This is a genomic window from Flagellimonas algicola, assembly GCF_005937185.1.
Classification (GTDB): Bacteria; Bacteroidota; Bacteroidia; order Flavobacteriales; family Flavobacteriaceae; genus Flagellimonas; species Flagellimonas algicola.
Genome location: NZ_VCNI01000001.1, coordinates 483,835 through 505,677, shown reverse-complemented (window position 1 = coordinate 505,677; position 21,843 = coordinate 483,835). Strand labels below are relative to the sequence as shown.

Genomic DNA, 21,843 nt, shown 5'->3' with positions numbered 1-21,843 from the left:
TCTATCAAATGAAAAAGCACAATTTTAGCGCAGGCCCATGTATTTTGCCACAGGAAGTAATGCAGAAAGCGGCAGAAGCCGTTGTGGAATTGGATGGCATTGGGTTGTCCCTCATCGAAATTTCCCATAGGAGCAAGGAATTTGTGGCCATTATGGAAAAGGCCCGCTCCCTGGCTTTGGAGTTGTTAGGGTTGGAAGGCAAAGGATATCAGGCACTTTTTTTGCAAGGCGGGGCCAGTACTCAATTTTTAATGACCGCGTATAACCTTCTGGATAAAAAAGCAGGCTACGTTAATACGGGAACATGGAGTTTAAAAGCCATTAAGGAAGCCCGCCTAATGGGTGAAATCGTAGAAGTTGCCTCTTCACAAGATCAAAACTTCAATTACATCCCAAAGGGTTACAACATCCCTAAAGACCTGGATTATTTACACCTTACTTCAAACAATACCATTTTCGGCACCCAGATCAAGGAGTTTCCCAAAACAGATGTTCCCTTGGTTTGCGATATGAGTTCGGATATATTCTCGCGTCAAATGGATTTTTCCAAATTTGATTTAATCTATGCCGGGGCACAAAAGAATATGGGGCCGGCCGGAACTACTTTGGTCGTTGTTAAAGAAGATATTTTGGGCAAGGTATCCCGAAAAATTCCTTCAATGTTGGATTATGCCGTGCATGCCAGTAAGGACAGTATGTTCAACACACCTCCGGTTTTTGCGGTTTATGTTTCCATGCTTACCCTGCAATGGCTCAAGGATTTGGGAGGAATTGCTGCCATTGAGGAAATCAATGAGCGCAAGGCCAATCTAATTTATTCAGAAATAGAATTGAATCCCGTTTTTTCAGGGTTTGCGGCCAAGGAGGATCGTTCCATCATGAACGCCACTTTCAATATCACCGATGAAACTCTAAAGGAAATATTTGACGAAAAATGCAAAGAAGCTGGTATTAGCGGAATCAACGGTCACCGTTCCGTAGGTGGATACCGCGCTTCCATGTATAATGCCATGCCCCTGGAAAGTGTTGGCATTTTGGTAGATATCATGAGTGATTTGGAAAAAAGAGGATAATAAAGTTAACAGTTATCAGCTGTAAGCAAAGAGCTGTGTGCTCTTAACTGATCAACATATGAAAACAGTATTGGCAAACGACGGACTTTCCCAGTCCGGAATAGATTACTTGGAAAAAGAAGGCTTTAAAGTCCTAACAACCAAAGTAGCACAGGAACAACTATCCAATTTTATCAACAACAACCAGGTACAAGTATTATTGGTGCGAAGTGCCACCCAGGTTGACAAATCCTTGATTGATGCTTGCCCCAATTTGGAGCTGGTAGGTCGTGGAGGTGTTGGTATGGACAATATCGATATTCCTTATGCCAAATCAAAGGGAATCCATGTAATCAACACACCAGCGGCATCATCAGCCTCTGTTGCCGAACTTGTTTTTGCCCATTTGTTCAGCGGAGCAAGATTTTTGCACGATTCCAACAGAAATATGCCCTTGGAAGGGGATAGCAAATTCAAGCAATTGAAAAAAAGCTACACCAACGGAATGGAGCTCAGGGGAAAGACCTTGGGCATCATCGGATTTGGAAGAATTGGACAAGCTACTGCCCGTATTGGGCTTGCCATGGGCATGAAGGTACTCTATGCAGACCATAATGTGGAGGACTGCACTTTGAGCGTATCTTTCTTTGATGGACAGTCCCTTACCTTTTCCATGAAAGCAAATTCCTTTGAAGAAGTATTGCAAGAATCCGATTTCATTACGATTCATGTACCTGCACAAAATGGGTACATCCTCGGAAAAAAAGAGTTTGAAATGATGAAAACGGGTGCTGGGGTTGTGAATGCTGCCCGTGGAGGTGTCCTGGATGAAGTCGCCCTCATTGATGCTCTGGAAAATGAGAAACTTTCCTTTGCCGGTTTGGATGTTTTTGAATCTGAGCCCTCTCCTGAAATCAAGATCCTGATGCATCCCAAAATTTCCTTGACGCCTCATATTGGTGCTTCTACAAAGGCCGCCCAAGACCGGATAGGATTGGAATTGGCCAATCAGGTGATTAGTTTACTGGGCTAAGTTTTTTTATCCAAACCCAGAATCGATACCTTCAATTTTGTACATTGTGGGCCTTAACTAAACACTAAAGGAATGTCAGGATTATTAGATTTATTAAACAGCCCAATGGGCAAACAATTAATTAGCGGTGTTGCCGGTCAAACCGGTCAGCCAGAAAATAAGACCGCAGATGTGCTCAGTATGGCAATGCCCTTGCTAATGGGGGCCATGAAAAGAAATGCCTCTACCCAAAGCGGTGCTGAAGGATTGATGAACGCGCTTTCGTCCAAGCATGATGGAAGTATTTTGGATGATCTCGGTGGACTCTTTGGCGGTGGTGTGGACCAAAGTGTAATGAATGATGGAGCAGGAATTTTGGGTCATATTTTTGGAGCCAAGCAACCTCAGGTAGAAAGCGCCTTGAGCAGTAAGTCAGGCATGGATGCAGGATCTATCGCTCAAATTTTAAAAATAGCAGCGCCCATTCTTTTAGGATTTTTGGGCAAACAGACCCGTCAGCAAAACGTAAACCGACCAGATGCACTTGGTGGCCTGTTGGGCGGTCTTATGGGAGGAGGAAGCTCTGCTACCAAACAACAATCCCTTATTGAGACCTTCCTGGATTCGGATGGTGATGGCAGCGTCATTGACGATTTGGCCGGAATGGTGCTTAGCGGAGGCAACCAAAAGAAGAGTGGACTTGGAGGGCTTCTGGGAGGCCTCTTCGGGAAATAATCCAAGAATTAACGTTATTTAACAAGGCCATTTGAAATTTCAAATGGCTTTTTCGTACCTTAATACTATGAAAAAGAACATATTACAAGGGCTAGTATTGGCGGTGTTACTAGTAGGGTTGTTGGTCTCCTGCACCGCGCAAAAGGAAGCGTTGGCCATTACCGACGAGGAAAAAGCATTGTTTGAATCTGAAGAGGGCGAACAAGTGGAAATTTCCAATGAGGAAACGGAATATGAAATCATCATCATTGATCCTGGTTTTTTTAACTGGCTAAATAGCATAGCTAGACCAGAGGGATATTACTCCCAACATTTTTTGGAAAACAGGAATCAACTCTTGGTCATCAATTGGAACCAAAGGGTTTTGCAACCACAACAGTTCGATTCCAATCTCTACATGCTTCAAATCGATTATGACCCAAACATCGATTACGGCTACGAGGTCAACTATAAGTTGTACAATTATTTCATTTACTTTCAACGAAAGTACAACCAAAGGCTAGGCCCCTTTATTCCAAGAATTTAAAATGCTATTTTTGCCGTCGAAATTTATTCGATGAAAAAAATAAAGGAGCGTTGGGATATTACCCAAAACTGGCAATACCTTTTTCCTTTCTTGGGCGTGGCATTGCTATTACTTACCGCCTATATGATTGCGAGGAGGTTTTTGCACCTCTTTGAATTGAACAACAGTATCTGGGAATGGCCTTTTACGCTTGGGATTTCAGTCCTTTTGTATTACGTAATGCTTCGCTTTTTTTTATGGTGCTTCAAGAAATTATCCAACAAATGGATCGTGGGACAGCGCTGGGAAATGATAGCCATATTTATCGTTTTTGCCGTCACTGGTAGCCTATCTGGTAAATTGGCAGGACCCCTGACAGAAATTATTGGATTGAAGAGGGATGTGGTCAGCGGTTGGCTGTATTGGACCGCTAGAATCTTGCTTATTTTTCCCATATATCAGGTACTTTTGGTTTGCTTTGGATGGCTTTTTGGCCAGTTTAAGTTCTTTTGGGACTTTGAAAAGAAAATGCTCAAGCGCATGGGTTTGGGGTTCTTGATCCCCTAGTTTAAGGTTTTGTTAACATATTACTTCAATTCAAATACCTTAGATTTGTAAGTTGATGGCGAAGGCTAAAAATATCATAGCATTTATTCTTTTTGGTGCCTTAATGTTGATTAAGGTATCTGCCTTGCATGTATACACCCATCAAGGATCCGATGCGGATGGTATGGATCATTGTTATTTGTGCGAAATGGCCATTGAAGCTCAACAAGCAGATTTGGATTTTGCCCAAAATGATTTTGCGCCAATGCTATTGGATGAACCAACGCGGGTAGTAACAACAACTTATTCGCAACCTACAACCGTTACCACGGTTCCCAACTCCCTATTTTCCCGGCCCCCTCCCCGTTCCTTGTCTTAATACCCGGAACACTTTTAACAGGCAGTATAACGTCTGTAAATCAATTTAATACATACTGATTTTTGAATGAAAGCAAAGCTTTTCATTACACTGATGATAGTATTCCCATTTTGGGGCCTATCGCAGAATTGCGACAATACCATTACCGGTAAAGTAACGGATTACCATAGCAAATTACCCTTGGAAAATGCAACCCTCTTGATTGTTGGAACTACACATACGGTAGAAACCGATGCTGGTGGGAGTTTTCTAATTTCTTCCATTTGCGTTGGGAATTATGAATTGGAGGTATCCCATCCAGAGTGCAATACTATTTTGATGAATATAGTTGTCCAAGAGGATACCACAATTGACATCAAACTGGAACACCATTTGGAAGAATTGGATGAAGTGGATGTGGTTGGGGAAGCCATTAACGACAAGACCAACTCAGCATCCGAGGAAAAATTGAAACTTCCGACCTTGGAACTGTACAGTTCTGGAACCTTAGGTGACGCCTTAAGGGAATTAGGAGGTGTTTCCTCCTTGAATACAGGCGCCAACATTGTAAAACCTTCTATTCACGGTTTAAACGGTAGTCGTGTTTTAATACTTAATGATGGCGTACGCATGCAAGATATGGAATGGGGAGATGAGCATGCACCCAATATCGATATAAATACAGCTGGAGCTGTTTCCGTTATAAAGGGAGCTTCTGCCCTTCAGTATGGCGGTGACGCCATTGGAGGTACAATTGTCTTGGAGCAAGCCAAAATTCCAGTAAAAGACACCATTTTTGGCAAAACCCTGATTAGTGGCAACACCAACGGTAGAGGAGGCACATTAACCTCCGAATTGACAAAAGCTTTTGGATCAGGGTGGTTCGCCAAGGTTCAAGGCTCCTACAAACGACTTGGGGATTTGGAGGCTCCAGATTATATCCTCTCCAATACTGGAATACAGGAATTGGGCACCTCACTTAGGTTTGGAAAACGGTTGTTTACTTGGGGGTGGGATGTAAGATATGCCTATTTTTCTTCCGAAATTGCAGTTTTACGGGCCTCTCATATTGGAAACGTAGATGACCTGATTCGTAGCATAAATAACGGACAACCAGAGATTATCCGTTCGTTTACCTATGACCTGCAAAACCCAAGACAAGAAGTAAAACATCATTTAGCCAAGTTGCATTTTTACAAGCGTTTTGAAGGACTTGGTAAATGGAATTTTCAATATGATTTTCAAAGCAATCGAAGATTCGAATTTGATGTTCGGCGGGGAGAGCTGGACGGCCGGGCTTCCATAGATTTGGAATTGACCACCCATACCCTATCCACTGATTTTAAATGGGACGCCAAGGAAGATCATCAAATGCATGTAGGGCTGTTGGGTCGTTATCAGGAAAATTTCCCGAATCCTGCCACCGGGGTTCGTAGGTTAATTCCAGATTACGAGAAGTTTGATCTAGGAGCTTTTGCCCTAGGAGAAATCCAAATCACAGATCAATTATTGCTGGAAGGTGGAGTTCGTTACGATTTCACCAGAATAGACGCCCAAAAGTTTTATCAAACCTCCAGATGGAACGAACGAGGATATGACACCGAGTTTCAAGATTTAATTGTAGAGGATTTAGGAACCTCAATATTGGTCAATCCGGTATTTGACTATCATAACATTTCGGCCACCGTCGGTGGAAAATATCAATGGGAGGGTGAAGAGACGTTAAAATTCAATTATGCCTTGGCCCAAAGAGCGCCCAATCCTTCGGAGTTATTCAGTGACGGCCTACATCATTCCGCTGCTCGAATTGAGCTGGGGGATTTAAGGGTAGATAGCGAGACCTCACACAAGTTCACTGCTTCCTTTGAGCAGGATTTTAACCATTGGGGATATTCCGTGGAACCCTTTGCCAATTGGGTACAAAACTTCTTACTTCTGGAACCATCTGGTGTGGAGTTCACCATAAGAGGTGCTTTTCCTGTTTGGGAATACCGCCAGACCGATGCCAGGCTCCTTGGACTGGATTTCTCGGCTTACGCCAATTGGACGAAATACTGGAAAACAGACCATCAATTCTCTTTGGTCAAAGGGCAAGAAACGGACAACAATTCAGCTTTGATCAATATTCCAGCAGCCAATTTTCGCAATCAAATCACATACAGCGTACCTCAATGGAAAAATTTCAGTGTTTCCCTGGAAAGTCAATATGTTTTTAGACAAAATGAGACACCAGACAACATTATGGTCTTTTCCCCGGAGCAACAACAAGAAGTATTGCTCGAAATAAACACGGCCCCAGATGCCTATCACCTACTGGGCTTGCGCTCACAAATGGAATTTCCATGGGCTGGAAATAAAAAAATAACTACCTCTTTGGTGGTCAATAACCTATTGAATACCAATTATAGAGACTATCTAAATCGCCAAAGGTTTTTCGCAGACGATTTAGGGAGAAACATTTTGATTCAATTAAAATTTAATTATTAAATCCTTTATTACATGAAAACAATCAAATTTTTATCAATGGCAATCCTAGCTGGAAGTTTTTTAGCATCATGCTCAAGTGATGATAACTCTCCAGAGGAAATCAACGAAGAGGAAACCATCACTACCATGACGGTAACCCTTACCCCAGATGGTGGTGGTACTGCAATAGAACTAAAATCCCAGGATTTGGATGGCGATGGTCCAAACGCACCCGTAATCACGATTTCAGGAAACTTGGCAGCAAGCACTACCTACAATGGTTCTATTGAACTTTTGAATGAAACCGAAACTCCGGCTGAAGATATCACCGAAGAAGTGGCGGAGGAAGACGATGAGCATCAATTTTTCTTTGTAACCACAGGTAGCATTGACACAGTGACATATTCGGATGAAGACGGGGACGGCAACCCTGTTGGGATTGAATTTTCCCTAACAACAGGAGCTGCAGGTTCGGCAACCTTGGCCGTGACTTTGCGACACGAGCCTAAAAAACCAAATAACGGTACTTTGTCTGATGCTGGTGGAGAAACCGATATTACGCAAACCTTTAGTTTAACAGTAGAATAAGGTATTGCCCCAAATTTAAAGCACAAACCGAACTTTTCATTTCATGTATAAAAGATTCAGACATAAGGTAATTTGCACTTTAATGGTTGCTGTACTGTGCGTACAGCAACTGTTTGGTGTTTACCATATGTTGATTATGCATGCGAGTGAAAATGCCCTGGACCATCTTGATGGTAATGAATGGATTGTTAGCGAAAACGATCCATGCGACCTATGCGCTAAATTAACCACACAACCCGCAGTTCAGCTTGCTGAATTCCACTGCTCCAACCCTGCTCCTGTTTTCTTTTTGATACAGGAATCCGAGGAGCAACTCACTTCAATTGTTGGGTATAATATCCACTATAGACGAGGTCCTCCCTCCCAATTCTCCTCAGTTATATAAATACACCAATCCCTTAAGGGATTTGGCCATACTCCTTTACACTTCAAAATCAATAAGGATTTTAAGGGTGTGACTGCATATACACTTCAAATCAAAAAACAACTCAAAATGATTACGACCAACAATCTCTCCAAGGTTTATGGTGATATTACTGTACTGGACAGTCTCAACTTAAATATCAAAGCTGGTGATCTATATTGTTTACTGGGAGCCAACGGTGCTGGAAAAACTACCACAATCAACTTGCTACTAGGTTTTATTAAACCTACTTCGGGCAGCTCATTTATCAATGGTCTTGCGATTTCAGAAAACCCAAAAAAGACTAAAAAACATCTTGCCTACATTCCTGAAAACCTAATGCTATACCCCAACCTATCAGCAGTTGAAAATCTGGATTACTTTTCCGGTATTGGAGGAAACCAATTGAATAAAGCCCAATTGGAGGGTTTTTTGGAAGAGGCCGGGCTTCAAACAAGTGCCTTCCACCAACGAATTTCAACCTTTTCCAAAGGAATGCGACAAAAGGTGGGTATAGCCTTGGCTTTAGCGAAAGATGCCAGTGTACTGTTATTGGATGAACCCACTTCAGGTTTAGACCCCAAGGCAAGTAACGAATTTGGTTTGTTACTCCAAAAATTACGAAATAAGGGCGTAGCCATTCTTATGGCCACCCATGACCTTTTTAGGGCAAAGGAAATTGCTACCCATATTGGTATCATGAAAAACGGTCAATTGAAACAAGAATTTGTTGCCGATGAGATTTCCTTAGGCGATTTGGAACACGCCTACTTGAAAACGATGGAGTATAAAGAGGCAGTGCTATGATACACAGTACATTTATAAAGGAACTTAAAGAATTGTCCCGGGATGGAAGGGTCAGAATTAGCTTTTTAATTGTAGTGTTATTGATGGCGGTAGCCACTTGGATTAGCAAGAGTCAGTACACAACGATCAATGAACAATATCAAGAAGCGGAAACCGCAGAGCGCCACATTTGGGAAGCTCAGGGAGAAAAAAACCCGCATTCCGCGGCCCACTATGGTACCTATGCCTTTAAGCCCAAATATCCACTTTCCCTTGTGGATCATGGAGTTGATAAATTTACCGGAACCTCAATTTTTCTCGAGGCCCATAAACGAAACGAAGCCCAGTTTAGCAAAGCCGCAGATCAAACCGGACTGGCCCGATTTGGAGACTTGACGCCCGATTTTGTGCTCCTGTTCATTCTTCCTTTGTTGATTGTATTTCTTGGATACAACGCCTTCACCAAAGAAAAGGAAATGGGTACGTTGGTGCTTTTGAAAAGTCAGGGGACTCCGGTCGGGAAACTGATTTTTGGCAAGTGGTTGGGCATATTCACTCCTATTTTCATCACTGTAGCACTACTTTTTATTGTTGCCGGAATTGTCCTGTCCAATCTTAATGACTTTGGTGTGTTTAGTTGGACATCTTTGGGGGTTATGTTCCTTGTTTACTTAGCTTATTATATAATCTTCATCAATTTGGTATTGTTCATTTCCTCCAAAATGAAGAAATCGGGAATCTCGCTTGTACTGTCTCTAGGTGCTTGGATTTTAGCTTGTTTGGCAGTTCCAAAAGCTGCGAGCAATATGGCAGAATCCCAATATCCCTATCCTACCCGACAGGAATTTGCTGCGAGCATAACCAAGGATCAAAAAAGTGGAATTGACGGCCATGATCCGTGGAACAAACAAGCCAAAATGCTGGAAAATGAAGTATTAAAGCAGCATAATGTGGATAGCTTGGAACAACTTCCATTCAATTTTGATGCCTATCGAATGCAGAAAGGAGAGGAACATACCGCTGAAATCTATTTTAAGCATTACAAACATCTAAAAACGCAATTTGAGCAACAGTCCAAATTGTATCGCAACCTTGCCGTGCTATCTCCTTTTTTACCTACTCGATTCATGAGCATGGCTGTGGCAAATACGGATTACAGCACCCACTGGGATTTCGCTGATGCGGCAGAAACCTATCGGGTAGACCTGCAGGCCTTCCTCAACGGCAATTTTGCCGAAAATTCTTCCTATGGGGAATGGAGCTACAGAGCAGATGAATCCACTTGGAAAGAAATGCCTGCATTTGATTATGACCCTCCTGAGCTGTCCGAAATCCTTTCAAGGAATTCTTCCAACTCCGCCATTTTATCCGCTTGGATATTAGGTTCATTTTCCCTTCTATTTTTCACCACAAAAAAATTATAGCTATGTACAAGTTTAACTTTATATATGAGCTAAAAGGGCTTCTTCGAAATGGTTGGATCCAATTGCTTAGCCTACTCCTTTTTGCGCTGTTCTTTTTTGCTTTTTACAACGGGCACGAAAAGGTGAATAAAAGAAAATCGGATATTCTGGCGGCCCATCAAGAAGTACAGGAATCTGATCAGGTCATGCTAAAACAGTTGGATTCCGTTGAACGCGGTATGGAGGTCACTGCCTCTCCTTGGACTATTCCATCCAAACCTATGGCAGTAGGAAACTATCATCCACGTGTTGCTGCCATGGATCCTTCCAATTTGGCTTTTATCTCTACAGGGCAAAGTGATTTGTTTACACACTACGTAAAACCAAAAACCTCTGGGGATGATCTAGCCCTTAATTTCACTGAAATTACCAATCCGGTTCAACAGTTGTTTGGCAGTTTTGATCCGGCATTTGTCATTATTTTCTTGTTGCCCTTGATTATCATTGCATTTACCTATAATGTCTTGTCCTCAGAACGGGAAAGTGGTACATTGAGATTACTCGCTTCCCAGCCCATTTCGCTGGCATCCTGGGTACTGCAAAAAATGGTCATACGCCTATTTTGGATTCTTGTAATGATTAGTGTTATTCTCACAATCGTTTTCTATATCAATGGCAGTGATCGTAGTATAGCAAGTCTTTTGCCCGTGTTCGGTGTTACCGCGGGGTACATTTTGTTTTGGTTTGCTTTGGCATTCATAGTCAACCTTTGGGTAGGAAGTTCCGCAAAAAATGCCATTGCCCTCATTGGGTTATGGCTGCTATTTGTCCTACTGATTCCATCCACGCTGAATCAGATGGGCAGTACCCTTTATCCTATGCCCTCCCGTACCCTGATGATCAATCAATTGAGAAATGCCAAAGCGGAAGCCACAAAGAAACAAGATGAAATCTTGGATAACTTTTTAAGGGATCATCCAGAATATGCCATCAACGATCCCAATCAGGGCCGAAGTTTCTATCATCGATATATGGCATCCCAGCAATTGGTGCGGGAAGAGTTACAACCCGTTATTCAAAAGTTTGAGGGTCAATTACAGAATCAGCAGCAATGGATTTCACAGCTCAAATGGTTGTCCCCGGCCATTATTGTGCAACAGGAACTCAACGCATTGGCAGGAACTTCAACAAGGGATTATGAAAGTTATAGAAAGCAAGTAACGGCCTTTGCAGAAACTTGGCGACAGCATTTACTGCCGTTCCTCTACAACAATCAACCCTTTTCCAGTCAAGATTACAAGAATCTCCCCGTATTTGAATATGTATCATTGGAATCCGACAGTACTGCAAAAAGCACACTGGTTCTAGCAATGATTGCATTGGGCTTGGTTGGACTGGGGTTTGTGAAAGGAATGGCATATCAGTCCAGCAGAAACATAATTACCCCATAGTATGAGAGCACATATTATTTTGATTTTTTCTTGGCTCCTCTGTGTACATGGTATCCAAGCTCAGGAAGAAAACGCAGAGAACTTTCCTCCCCCCGAAGAACCCATTGAAATATCGGTTTCCAAAGCCCTATCCCCTATTCAAGTTGACGGTCAGTTGGATGAACCGGATTGGGAAAATGCAAAACTGACGGATGATTTTTTCCGCATTGAACCCAGGCAAGGGGGTAAAGTCACCTATAAAACCCTAGTGAGATTCCTCTATGATGACAAAAATCTTTATGTATCTGCATTCTGTAAGGATTCCTTGGGAATACCAGGAATCCGGATTCAGGATTTACGTAGGGATTTTAGCTGGGGTGAGAACGATCTTTTTGGCGTTGCCTTGGATCCCCAAAACCTGAAACAATATGCCCAAGGTTTTCAGACAACACCTTATGGGAATCAACGGGATTTCCAGAATTTCAATGGAAACAATTTTGATACGGGATGGAATACCCTTTGGCGGGTACGCACCCAACGTTCAGATCAAGGATTTACGGTGGAAATGGCGATTCCGTTTAAATCGCTTCGATACAATCTTCCGGAAAATGGGAATACCATCGAATTGGGAATGACCATGGTTCGTTATGCCCGCAGGGAAGTAGAAGTGTCCACATTTCCGGCTATCCCACAGTCATTTACCCCCTACAGAATGACCTATGCCGCTAAACTGACGGATATTGAGGTTCCTCCCCCCTCAGCCAACATTCGGGTGGAGCCCTATACCTTGTACCAGTATGATGAGAACAAAGAGGGAGATGTTCTAACCTCCAAAACCAGCGATCCCAAGCTGGGCTTTGATGTCAAATGGGCCATGAACCCCAAGACGGTATTGGATTTAACCGTGAATACCGATTTTGCCCAAGCCGATGTGGACAGAGCCGTAAACAACTTGGAACGTTTCAATATTTTCTTCCCGGAGCGACGCCAGTTCTTTTTGGAAAATTCAGGGATTTGGGCCGGTGGATTGCAACAATCCATAAGGCCTTTTTTTAGTAGACGTATTGGACTTCAGGGTAACTTTAATGCCATCCCAGCGCCAATTGACGTTGGTGCACGCTTTACCCAACGCACCGAAAAAAATGCCGTGGCCGGCTTGTTTGTTCGTCAAAGGGAAACGGATGGTTCTGCAGGGGCAAATTTTGGCGTATTCCGTTATCTCAGGAATTATGGCAGGGAAAACAATGTTGGGGTCATGGTCACGCATCGCTTGGACAATGAACATGATGACCTGAATTTGGAAAGCAATAACAATACCACCATCACGCTGGATGGACAAATACGTCCCACCAGTCAATGGGATATTCAGTATATCCTGACCACTTCCATAGACGAGGCAACTGGGGAAACTGGCTTTGCAGGGCGTTTTTTTGCAGGCAACGACTCCAATAAATTCTACTATGGATGGGTAACAGAATACACCGATGCCAACTATAATCCAAGAATGGGTTTTGTTCGCCAAACCAATGTGATTCGACATAATCCAGGTGGATATTATATCTTCAGGCCTAAAAAAATGGATTGGATAAGAAGGTGGGATCCCGGGATGTTTGTCAATTATTTGCATGATGCCACAGATCCGACACAATTTCAACAGGCCAGTTTGTATATATTCCCAATATTTACTTGGTTCAAGGACAATAGTTTTTTTGAGGTTTCCACCACTCCAACTTGGCAAAACATCAACTTTGACTTTGCGCCATTGGGTTTGCAAATTGAACAGGACAACTATTACTATACCCGTTATTTGGTGCAATACAATACCGACCAATCCAAAAAATGGTCAGGTGATCTCGGTTATAGTTTTGGAAGCTTTTACAATGGAACGCGGAACACTATCAATGCTGCGGCCAGATTTGCTCCCATTCCTCATGCCGCACTAGCACTGGAATACGAGCATAATACGATCAAGGAGGTGGGGGTTGGTGACTCCAATCTAAGCACCAATTTGTATTCCGCTAATTTACGGTTGGCATTAAATCCAAGAGTACAGCTCTCCACCTTTTACCAGTATAATAGTTTTAACGAACAGGGAAGGTGGAATGCACGATTAAGTTGGAAATATATGCCACTTTCCTTTGTGTATCTCGTGTTCAACGACACGCAAACGGACATTTTTGATCCGATGCAAAGCACTAGACAATTTATCGGGAAGATAACTTTGCTAAAACAGTTTTAACAGGAAGTGTGAAAGCCGTTAAAGCGGCTTTTATTTTTTGATCTTGGAGATAAGATAGGTGTAAATCCACATCAGCGTGAAGGAAGGAACAATGTCCAAACCAGGCACCAATTCCTCAACAAAGGTAACTACCCCTGCCACTTGTCCTATTCTTCCCTTGTACATTCGGGTCATGAGCCAACCTGCCACAGGAGCCCAAATAACATCTGAAAACTCCCCAATGCCAGGAATAGCAAAGGACAGCATTCCAATGCCGTCAAACAATAATCCCAAAAGTAAATGCTGATATTTTTGGTCTTCCACCTTTGCCATTGCGGAAAAATAGCAATTCCAAATGAATTGGGGAAATCCCCTAGGACAAATCCGAGCTGATGAGTTTTAAGAACTCATTACGGGTCTCAATCTTTTCAAACTGCCCTCGAAATCCAGAAGTTGTGGTCACAGAATTTTGTTTTTGAACCCCTCGCATCATCATACACATATGCGCTGCCTCTATGACCACGGCTACACCCTTAGGTTTGAGCGTGTCGTTTAGACACTCTAAAATATCGTGGGTCAACCGTTCTTGAACCTGCAATCTACGGGCAAAGACATCTACTACTCTTGGTATTTTGCTCAATCCAACGATATGCCCGTTAGGAATGTAGGCCACATGGGCTTTTCCAAAGAAAGGAAGCATATGATGTTCGCAAAGCGAATACACCTCAATATCCTTGATAATCACCATATCGTCATAATCCTCCTCAAACATTGCACTACGCAAGATTTCTGCGGCATCTTGGCCATAGCCCTGGGTCAAAAAAAGCATGGCCTTGGCAGCACGTTCAGGAGTTTTCTGGAGACCATCGCGTTGCACATCTTCCCCAATCTCATCAATGATTTTGGCAAAACGATCCTTGACCTCATTGGTAATTTCGATATTGTATTCTTCCAGATTCTGATAGGGCGCCATAGGCTATGTAGCGGTATTTAACTTGTTAGAAAAATGTTTGTTCAATTTCTTGATTTTTGGATCAATGATAAACTGACAATACGGTTGATTGGAGTGATCATTGTAATAATTCTGATGCTCCTGTTCCGCAATATAAAAAGGTTTTGCTTCTGAAACAGCCGTTACAATAGGATTTGTAAACACTTTTTCTCTTTCCAACAAGGCAATAAACTCCTCGGCTTCCCTTTTTTGATCAAGGGAAGTATAGAAAATTTCACTTCGGTATTGGTCGCCCAAATCATTCCCTTGTCTATTTAAGGTTGTGGGATCGTGGGTGGCAAAGAACACCTCCAACAGCTCTACAAAGGAGACTTTGGTTGCATCATATTTAATTTGAATAGCCTCCGCATGCCCTGTTCTACCCGTACAAATTTCCCGATAGGCCGGGTTCTTGATAGCCCCACCGGTGTAACCTGAGATTACCTCAACTACGCCATTCAATCGTTGAAACACCGCTTCCGTGCACCAAAAACAACCCCCAGCAAAAATTGCCGATTCCAAATTTCTATTTTCTTGATTGTCCATATTTATCATACCTTAAAATAAACTTATCCATTCCAACCTTCATCACCAAATAGATGCGCACCTAATTGTCGTAAATCCTAAGAAAAACTTTATTTAAAACTCCAATTTTTGTTCGCTCATCTGTAATTGTTACTTTCACTCCCCGAAGCGAGGATATTATGATCATAGCCACAAACATTAGAAAATCTTTTGGGCACTTGGAAGTTTTAAAGGGTGTTGACCTAACCATTAATAAAGGTGAAGTGGTTTCGATTGTGGGAGCTTCCGGGGCTGGTAAAACTACCCTTTTGCAAATATTGGGGACTTTGGATGAACCTTCAAACAAAACCGATAGCACTTTACTGATCAATGACACCCTGGTGAATCAGTTGAACGATAAAGGACTGGCCCGATTTAGGAATGAACATATTGGGTTCATATTCCAATTTCATCAACTTTTACCCGAGTTTACAGCCTTGGAAAACGTATGCATTCCTGCCTTTATCAAAAAAACGCCCAGGGCGGAGGCGGAAAACAGGGCCAAGGAACTTCTGGATTTCCTAGGGCTTTCTGACCGTTACGACCATAAACCCAATGCGCTTTCGGGGGGTGAACAGCAAAGGGTGGCGGTTGCGCGTTCACTCATCAACAATCCATCTGTAATCCTCGCCGATGAACCAAGCGGAAACCTGGATTCAGAAAGTGCGGACAACCTCCATCAGTTGTTTTTTAAACTCCGGGACGAGTTTGGACAGACCTTTGTTTTGGTAACCCACAACACCGAATTGGCCAATATGGCCGATAGAAAACTGACTATGGTGGATGGTGTGATTGTCTCAAGATAGCATGACAAAGGCCGAGCTAAAGGAATTCTTGGACGCCAAAGTGGAGCAGTACAATCATCCCAGTTTTTTGGAGGATGACCCCCTACAAATCCCCCATCGATTTACCAATAAAGAGGATATTGAAATCAGCGGGTTTTTAACAGCTACCATCGCTTGGGGCAATCGGAAGAGCATCATTAAAAATGCTTCCTCCCTTATGGAATTGATGGGTCAATCTCCCTATGCTTTTGTTTGCAACCATTCTGAAGTAGAGTTGGAACACCTAGGCTCATTTGTACATCGTACGTTCAACGCTTTGGATTTGAATTATTTTATCAAAAGTCTACAAAACATCTACACCAAACATGGGGGATTGGAAGCTGTGTTTACCCAATTTCAACAAAAGGAAACCCTACAACCCGCCATATCTGAATTCAAAAAAGTGTTTTTTGAATTGCCCCATCAACAACGTACCACCAAACATGTTTCCGACCCAGCAAAGGGTTCGGCTGCCAAACGAATTAATATGTTTTTACGCTGGATGGTTCGTGATAATGACACCGGAGTGGATTTTGGCCTCTGGAAGCACCTAAAACCATCACAACTTTCTTGCCCCTTGGATGTACATTCCGGAAATGTGGCCCGAAAGCTAAAACTGCTAAAACGAAAACAAAATGATGCCAAAGCCCTTGCCGAATTGGACAGCAATTTAAGGAAGTTGGATGCATCGGATCCTGTTAAATATGATTTTGCGCTTTTTGGTTTAGGCGTTTTTGAAAACTTTTAGCACTATTTTGTTAGGTGATTGTATGTTATTTTTGGGTTAAACGTCTAACACCAAAATCCAAACAACCAATGAGCATAAATGACAGCTTTGGCATACCCACCTATGTCGCTTCCGAATCCCGGTACGAGAAGATGAAATACCGCAGATGCGGAAACAGTGGACTCCTTTTGCCCATGATTTCCCTGGGTCTTTGGCATAACTTTGGTCATACAGACGATTTTAACAAAGCACGACAGATTTTGCGAACAGCCTTTGATTATGGGATCACTCATTTTGATTTGGCCAATAACTATGGCCCACCCTATGGAGCTGCCGAGGACAACTTTGGACGTATATTCAAAAAAGATTTCAAAGCCTATCGGGATGAGTTGATCATATCCAGCAAAGCCGGATGGGATATGTGGCCTGGACCTTATGGAAATTTTGGCTCCAGAAAATATCTGATTGCAAGTTTAGATCAAAGCCTAAAACGTATGGGTCTGGATTATGTTGATATATTCTACCACCACAGGCCCGATCCGGATACCCCATTGGAAGAAACCATGGGTGCCCTGCATCATATGGTGCAACAAGGAAAAGCACTTTACGTTGGGATTTCCCAATACAATGCTGAGGACACGGCCAGAGCATACGATATACTTAAAGAACTGGGAACTCCCTTGCTTATCCATCAGCCGAGATACAATATGTTTGATCGATGGATAGAGGATGGCCTTTTGGATGTTTTGGGTCAAAAGGGAATCGGTTCCATTGCTTTTTCCCCTTTGGAACAGGGCATACTAACCAACAAATACCTTAAAGGACTTCCTGAGGATTCCAGAGCGGTTAAGGATGCTCGTTATTTGAAGTCCGATCAGATTACACCAGAGGTTTTGGACAAGGTCGCAAAGCTTAATGCCATTGCCGAAAGTAGAAATCAAAGTCTGGCCCAAATGGCCTTAGCCTGGGTGCTGCGTGACGAGAAAATTACAACTGTTCTGGTCGGGGTTAGTAGGGCGAGTCAACTTTTGGATAATATCCAAGCTTTGGACAACGTGGATTTCAATGCTGATGAATTGCAACAGATTGAAACCATTTTAAAAGCGTAAACCGGCTACTCCTATCATAGACCATAGCCTACTGGTATATTAAGCTGGATTTTCTGACCACCCAGGGCAATGGATTTGTAAATGGCCTCCACTATGATCATGTCACGGCGTCCCATTTCACCTGGGGCCACATTGGGTTCACCAAGCAATATATGCTTGGCAAAGTCATCCATTTGCAATTTTTGCTGACTTTCCTGAGGAAAGTTTAAATCCCCTCGAGAAGTTCGTCCAGCCAAAGGAATATAGGTGCTGGCGGGATCCAATTCGTACCACCCCTGATCACATGAGGCGAACAAACGATTGGCCCTAATGTTATGGGAAGTCATGATATTTCCAACTGTGCCACTTTCGAATTCAAATTGGGCAGTAATGGTTTCATCCGTATCCTTGAAATAGTCGGGTTGCGTGCTGTATTCCTGGGCCGATACGGATACGGGATTCTCTCCGGTTCCATAGATCACACTTTGAATAGCATAGACTCCCATATTCATTAAGGCTCCTCCACCAGATAAAGCTTTATTCAACCGCCATTGCTCTGGGTTGGATCTGGAACGGTACCCCGCATCTGCTGTTATGTAATGTACATTCCCAAAGGTTTTCTCTCGAACATATTTTTTGATTTCTTGGGTATAGGGTTCTGAATGAAGCCGATATCCCATACCAAGCTTAACCCCGGCATCCTTGCAAGCCTTAATTATGGCGTCGCACTCTGTTACAGATACTGCCATGGGTTTTTCACAGATTACATGTTTACCTGCTTTTGCAGCTCTTATACAAAAGTCGGCATGCATGCTATTGGGCAGGACCACATATACCACATCTATGGCAGGGTTGTTTTTGATAGAATCAAAATTTTGGTAATTGTATATATTCTCTTTGGGGATTCCATATTTAGATGCCCACACTCCTTCTTTTTCAGGAGTTCCCGTAACAATTCCCGCTAAATAACAGTGTTCAGTGTCCAATAGTGCAGGCGCCAATTGGTAAGTGCTATAGCTTCCCAATCCTACTAGGGCAATGCCTAATTTCTTCTTGTTTTGTGATGTCGCATTGGCAACGATAAAAGCTGACGAGCCCAACAACGTGGCAGCTCCTATACCCTTGCCCAAGGTAGAATTAAATGTTCTTCTGGAAATGGTTTTCATAACTCCTAGTTTTGAGTTCTTTAAAGTTAGAAATAAACAAGAAGAAAAATGGCTGGTTTGTGTTAATCTATGTGAACTTAATTCTTTCAATTCCACTCAAAATCCCTACTTTTAGAACTAGACTAATTTTAACACAAAATGAAACTAAACTTCCTAGTTCTTTGCACAATTCTGTGCACCGTCTTAACCTTTGCCCAAAATCGGAAATTACCCATTGACACTACCATCACAACGCAGCATAGTGTTACCATTAACGGGGCCAATATTAGTTATACGGCCACTACCGGTACACAACCAGTATGGGATGAAATGGGAGAACCCGTTGCTTCTCTACACTATACATATTACACTAGAAACAATGTGCGTGACCGTGCTGCACGACCCTTATTGATTTCCTTCAACGGAGGACCGGGGTCTGGATCTGTTTGGATGCACTTAGCCTATACCGGACCTAGGGTACTTAAGATTGATGATGAGGGATACCCTGTGCAGCCCTATGGGGTAAAACAAAACCCTTTTTCGGTTTTGGACGTTACCGATATTGTTTACGTAAATCCTGCCAATACGGGCTATTCCCGTACTATTCCGGAAACCGGGGATGATGTAGATCGGGATAAGTTTTTTGGAATAAACGCGGACGTTACATATTTGGCTGAATGGTTGAACACTTTTGTAACCCGAAATAATAGGTGGCGTTCCCCAAAATATATCATTGGCGAAAGTTATGGGGGAACCCGCGTTATGGGATTGTCCTTGGCCTTGCAAAACCAGCAATGGATGTATCTCAATGGGGTAATCATGGTTTCCCCAGCGGATTATAAAGTCATCAGGGTTGGCGGGCCAGTTTCGAGCGCTTTGAACCTCCCCTATTATACAGCTGCTGCCTGGCATCATAAGGCGTTGCCATCAGAACTTCAAAATAAAGACTTGCTGGAGGTGCTCCCAGAGGCAGAAAACTACACCGTCAACACATTGATTCCGGCCATTGCCAAAGGTGGATTTATTTCCGACTCGGAACGAAATGCCGTTGCCAAAAAAATGGCCTTTTATTCAGGCTTAAATGAAAAGGACATCCTAGATCACAATTTGGATGTGCCTACCCAATTCTTTTGGAAAAATCTATTGAAAGAGAATGGTGGTTACAACGTTGGTCGGCTGGATAGTCGCTATTTAGGGATTGATCGACAACTTTTTGGAGAAGGACCTGATTATTCCGCCGAGCTTACCTCTTGGCTCCATAGCTTTACCCCGGCAATCAACTATTATCTTCAGGAAGAACTTAAATTCAAAACGGATATCAAGTATAATATGTTTGGTCCCGTACATCCTTGGAACAATGAAGATGACAATACAAGAGATAATCTGAGACAGGCCATGGCCCAGAATCCGTATTTGAATGTATTGGTCCAATCGGGTTACTATGATGGCGCTACCACCTATTTCAATGCCAAATACACCATGTGGCAGGTGGATCCAAGTGGGCGGATGAAGGATAGGTTCGAATTTAAAGGGTATCGCTCCGGACATATGATGTATCTTAGAAGAGAAGATCTGAAAAAGGCCAATGATGACCTTAGAAATTTTATTGTAAGAACGGCGGCCAATGGAAAAAGTGCTAAATACTAAGATATCATGAATAAAATTACAATGTTAGTCCTGCTTTTGTGGCTCACCACCCAATGTACCATTTCACAGGATGTACCTCCAAAGGAATGGCAAATTAAAACAGCTTTAATGGCAGTACCGGCCGACTACAAAGATGGGGCCAAGGTATATGGCTATGATTCGTCAGGAAAATTTGTTGCCCTAAAAGAGGGCACAAATGACTATATCGCCTTGGCAGCTGACCCCAAAAAGGAGAAGTTTTCCACCGCAGCTTACCACAAGGAACTGGAGCCATTTATGGCCCGAGGAAGGGAACTTAAGGCCCAAGGAAAAGATGGGAAGGAAATCTTTGACATTAGAGAGGAGGAAGTAAAGTCTGGTAAATTAAAAATGCCGGACAAGACCACTTTATGTGTCTTTACCGGGGACGTAAATCCGGAGACGCAGGAAATTGAAAACCCATATGTTCGTTACGTGTTTTACATTCCATTTGCCACCGGAGAATCCACAGGGTTGCCCACAACTCCAACACCTCCCGGACATGCCTGGATTATGAACCCAGGAACCCACAGGGCTCACGTTATGATTTCACCTCCAAAGGAATAAGGTACTTGAATGAAGAAAATTGTCTTTGACAATCAACATCGGAAAAAGCATTTTGCTTTTTTCAATCACATGAACCATCCGCATTTCAACATTACTGCCAATGTAAACCTTAGTTCATTTCTACCTTACGTGAAGTCAATGGAATTACCATTGACCTATAGTTTAGTTTATTTACTGTCCAAAGCGGCCAATGATATCAATGAATTTCGATGGAGAATTAGAGAAAATGAAGTGGTAGAGCATGAGCGTGTACACCCATCATTTACGGTTCCCACCGACGAAGCGGAGGTTTTTAGTTTTTGCACTGTTCCATTTAAGACCAGCGCCCAAGATTTTATAACCGATGCCAAGCAGATTAATGAGGATATGAAGACAAATCCTTCCATCGAAGATGAACCGGGAAGGGACGACTATCTGTTCATGTCAGCCATTCCCTGGATAAGTTTCACCAGTATTCAGCATGCCATGCATTATCATCCCCATGATTCGGTGCCCAGAATAAGTTGGGGGAAATTCTTCGTTCAAAACAACACCAACTTAATGCCTTTGTCCGTTCAAGCCCATCACGCTTTGGTTGATGGCAGACATATGGGACGGTATTTCGAGAATGTTCAGGAATTACTCGACAATCCTGAATTATTATCAGTTTAAATACTTTTTTAATAAAAATATTGTAACAAATCCACGATTTTACCTACTTATAATGAAAATACATCATTATGGGTTTCAGTTCGCATGCCAGCAAAGTAGTTAAAATCAATAGGGCCTTA

The 21,843-nt window shown here is 42.7% G+C and carries 23 protein-coding genes; 19 read left to right on the top strand and 4 right to left on the bottom strand.

Features of this window, described 5'->3' with window-relative positions:
* Window positions 1-8: 8 nt before the first annotated feature.
* The 13 genes from serC to FGG15_RS02095 all read left to right on the top strand — a co-directional run bounded on the left by serC (window position 9) and on the right by FGG15_RS02095 (window position 13,523).
* Entirely contained in the window at window positions 9-1,073 is a 1,065-nt protein-coding gene (gene serC, locus FGG15_RS02155; RefSeq protein WP_138832738.1) for a 3-phosphoserine/phosphohydroxythreonine transaminase, read from the top strand.
* Between the two features lie 58 nt (window positions 1,074-1,131).
* Window positions 1,132-2,085: a D-2-hydroxyacid dehydrogenase gene (locus tag FGG15_RS02150; RefSeq protein ID WP_138832736.1), complete on the top strand. Its 954-nt coding sequence runs from the start codon at window positions 1,132-1,134 to the stop codon at window positions 2,083-2,085.
* Window positions 2,086-2,157: 72 nt separating this feature from the next.
* Window positions 2,158-2,799 (top strand): DUF937 domain-containing protein, encoded by a 642-nt coding sequence (locus tag FGG15_RS02145; RefSeq protein ID WP_138832734.1) that lies wholly within the window; start codon window positions 2,158-2,160, stop codon window positions 2,797-2,799.
* Between the two features lie 67 nt (window positions 2,800-2,866).
* On the top strand, window positions 2,867-3,325 hold the full coding sequence (locus tag FGG15_RS02140; protein WP_138832731.1) for a DUF6146 family protein: 459 nt from the start codon (window positions 2,867-2,869) through the stop codon (window positions 3,323-3,325).
* 30 nt (window positions 3,326-3,355) lie between these two features.
* The gene (locus FGG15_RS02135; RefSeq protein WP_138832729.1) at window positions 3,356-3,871 is read left to right on the top strand and encodes a DUF6787 family protein; all 516 of its coding nucleotides are present in this window, start codon (window positions 3,356-3,358) and stop codon (window positions 3,869-3,871) included.
* Window positions 3,872-3,926: 55 nt separating this feature from the next.
* Window positions 3,927-4,229: a hypothetical protein gene (locus FGG15_RS02130; protein WP_138832727.1), complete on the top strand. Its 303-nt coding sequence runs from the start codon at window positions 3,927-3,929 to the stop codon at window positions 4,227-4,229.
* A 66-nt stretch (window positions 4,230-4,295) separates the two neighbouring features.
* A complete protein-coding gene (locus FGG15_RS02125) occupies window positions 4,296-6,695 on the top strand; it encodes a TonB-dependent receptor (protein ID WP_138832725.1) in 2,400 nt (799 codons plus the stop codon).
* A 12-nt stretch (window positions 6,696-6,707) separates the two neighbouring features.
* A complete protein-coding gene (locus tag FGG15_RS02120; protein WP_138832723.1) occupies window positions 6,708-7,262 on the top strand; it encodes a type 1 periplasmic binding fold superfamily protein in 555 nt (184 codons plus the stop codon).
* A 43-nt stretch (window positions 7,263-7,305) separates the two neighbouring features.
* The gene (locus FGG15_RS02115) at window positions 7,306-7,647 is read left to right on the top strand and encodes a hypothetical protein (protein WP_138832721.1); all 342 of its coding nucleotides are present in this window, start codon (window positions 7,306-7,308) and stop codon (window positions 7,645-7,647) included.
* A 108-nt stretch (window positions 7,648-7,755) separates the two neighbouring features.
* Window positions 7,756-8,472: an ABC transporter ATP-binding protein gene (locus tag FGG15_RS02110; RefSeq protein ID WP_138832719.1), complete on the top strand. Its 717-nt coding sequence runs from the start codon at window positions 7,756-7,758 to the stop codon at window positions 8,470-8,472.
* On the top strand, window positions 8,469-9,875 hold the full coding sequence (locus tag FGG15_RS02105; protein WP_138832717.1) for an ABC transporter permease: 1,407 nt from the start codon (window positions 8,469-8,471) through the stop codon (window positions 9,873-9,875). The genes FGG15_RS02110 and FGG15_RS02105 overlap by 4 nt, the downstream gene beginning before the upstream one ends.
* A 2-nt stretch (window positions 9,876-9,877) precedes the next feature.
* Window positions 9,878-11,305, top strand: coding sequence for a DUF3526 domain-containing protein (locus tag FGG15_RS02100; protein WP_138832715.1), 1,428 nt, complete (start codon window positions 9,878-9,880; stop codon window positions 11,303-11,305).
* A 1-nt stretch (window position 11,306) separates the two neighbouring features.
* Window positions 11,307-13,523 carry a DUF5916 domain-containing protein gene (locus FGG15_RS02095; protein WP_138832713.1) on the top strand — a complete coding sequence of 739 codons (2,217 nt, stop codon included), beginning with the start codon at window positions 11,307-11,309 and terminating at the stop codon, window positions 13,521-13,523.
* Window positions 13,524-13,553: 30 nt separating this feature from the next.
* On the opposite strand, the gene FGG15_RS02090 is transcribed toward FGG15_RS02095, so the two are convergent.
* The 3 genes from FGG15_RS02090 to msrA are packed head-to-tail and all read right to left on the bottom strand — an operon-like array spanning window position 13,554 to window position 15,039.
* Window positions 13,554-13,835: a hypothetical protein gene (locus tag FGG15_RS02090; protein ID WP_138832711.1), complete on the bottom strand. Its 282-nt coding sequence runs from the start codon at window positions 13,833-13,835 to the stop codon at window positions 13,554-13,556.
* Between the two features lie 40 nt (window positions 13,836-13,875).
* Entirely contained in the window at window positions 13,876-14,475 is a 600-nt protein-coding gene (gene folE, locus FGG15_RS02085; RefSeq protein ID WP_138832709.1) for a GTP cyclohydrolase I FolE, read from the bottom strand.
* Between the two features lie 3 nt (window positions 14,476-14,478).
* Window positions 14,479-15,039, bottom strand: coding sequence for a peptide-methionine (S)-S-oxide reductase MsrA (gene msrA / locus FGG15_RS02080; RefSeq protein WP_138832707.1), 561 nt, complete (start codon window positions 15,037-15,039; stop codon window positions 14,479-14,481).
* 158 nt (window positions 15,040-15,197) lie between these two features.
* On the opposite strand from msrA, the gene FGG15_RS02075 reads away from it, so the two are divergent.
* From FGG15_RS02075 to mgrA, 3 genes are all read left to right on the top strand, one after another.
* The gene (locus tag FGG15_RS02075) at window positions 15,198-15,863 is read left to right on the top strand and encodes an ABC transporter ATP-binding protein (RefSeq protein ID WP_138832705.1); all 666 of its coding nucleotides are present in this window, start codon (window positions 15,198-15,200) and stop codon (window positions 15,861-15,863) included.
* A 1-nt stretch (window position 15,864) separates the two neighbouring features.
* A complete protein-coding gene (locus FGG15_RS02070) occupies window positions 15,865-16,629 on the top strand; it encodes a TIGR02757 family protein (protein ID WP_138832703.1) in 765 nt (254 codons plus the stop codon).
* Between the two features lie 68 nt (window positions 16,630-16,697).
* Window positions 16,698-17,717: an L-glyceraldehyde 3-phosphate reductase gene (mgrA, locus tag FGG15_RS02065; RefSeq protein WP_138832701.1), complete on the top strand. Its 1,020-nt coding sequence runs from the start codon at window positions 16,698-16,700 to the stop codon at window positions 17,715-17,717.
* 14 nt (window positions 17,718-17,731) lie between these two features.
* Here the strand turns inward: mgrA and FGG15_RS02060 are convergent, their stop codons facing one another.
* Window positions 17,732-18,862 (bottom strand): Gfo/Idh/MocA family protein, encoded by a 1,131-nt coding sequence (locus FGG15_RS02060; protein ID WP_138832699.1) that lies wholly within the window; start codon window positions 18,860-18,862, stop codon window positions 17,732-17,734.
* Between the two features lie 138 nt (window positions 18,863-19,000).
* On the opposite strand from FGG15_RS02060, the gene FGG15_RS02055 reads away from it, so the two are divergent.
* The 3 genes from FGG15_RS02055 to FGG15_RS02045 are packed head-to-tail and all read left to right on the top strand — an operon-like array spanning window position 19,001 to window position 21,724.
* Window positions 19,001-20,488 carry a S10 family peptidase gene (locus FGG15_RS02055; RefSeq protein WP_138832697.1) on the top strand — a complete coding sequence of 496 codons (1,488 nt, stop codon included), beginning with the start codon at window positions 19,001-19,003 and terminating at the stop codon, window positions 20,486-20,488.
* Between the two features lie 6 nt (window positions 20,489-20,494).
* Entirely contained in the window at window positions 20,495-21,073 is a 579-nt protein-coding gene (locus tag FGG15_RS02050; protein ID WP_202619520.1) for a hypothetical protein, read from the top strand.
* Window positions 21,074-21,082: 9 nt separating this feature from the next.
* Window positions 21,083-21,724 (top strand): chloramphenicol acetyltransferase, encoded by a 642-nt coding sequence (locus FGG15_RS02045; RefSeq protein ID WP_138832695.1) that lies wholly within the window; start codon window positions 21,083-21,085, stop codon window positions 21,722-21,724.
* The last annotated feature ends 119 nt before the right edge of the window (window positions 21,725-21,843 follow it).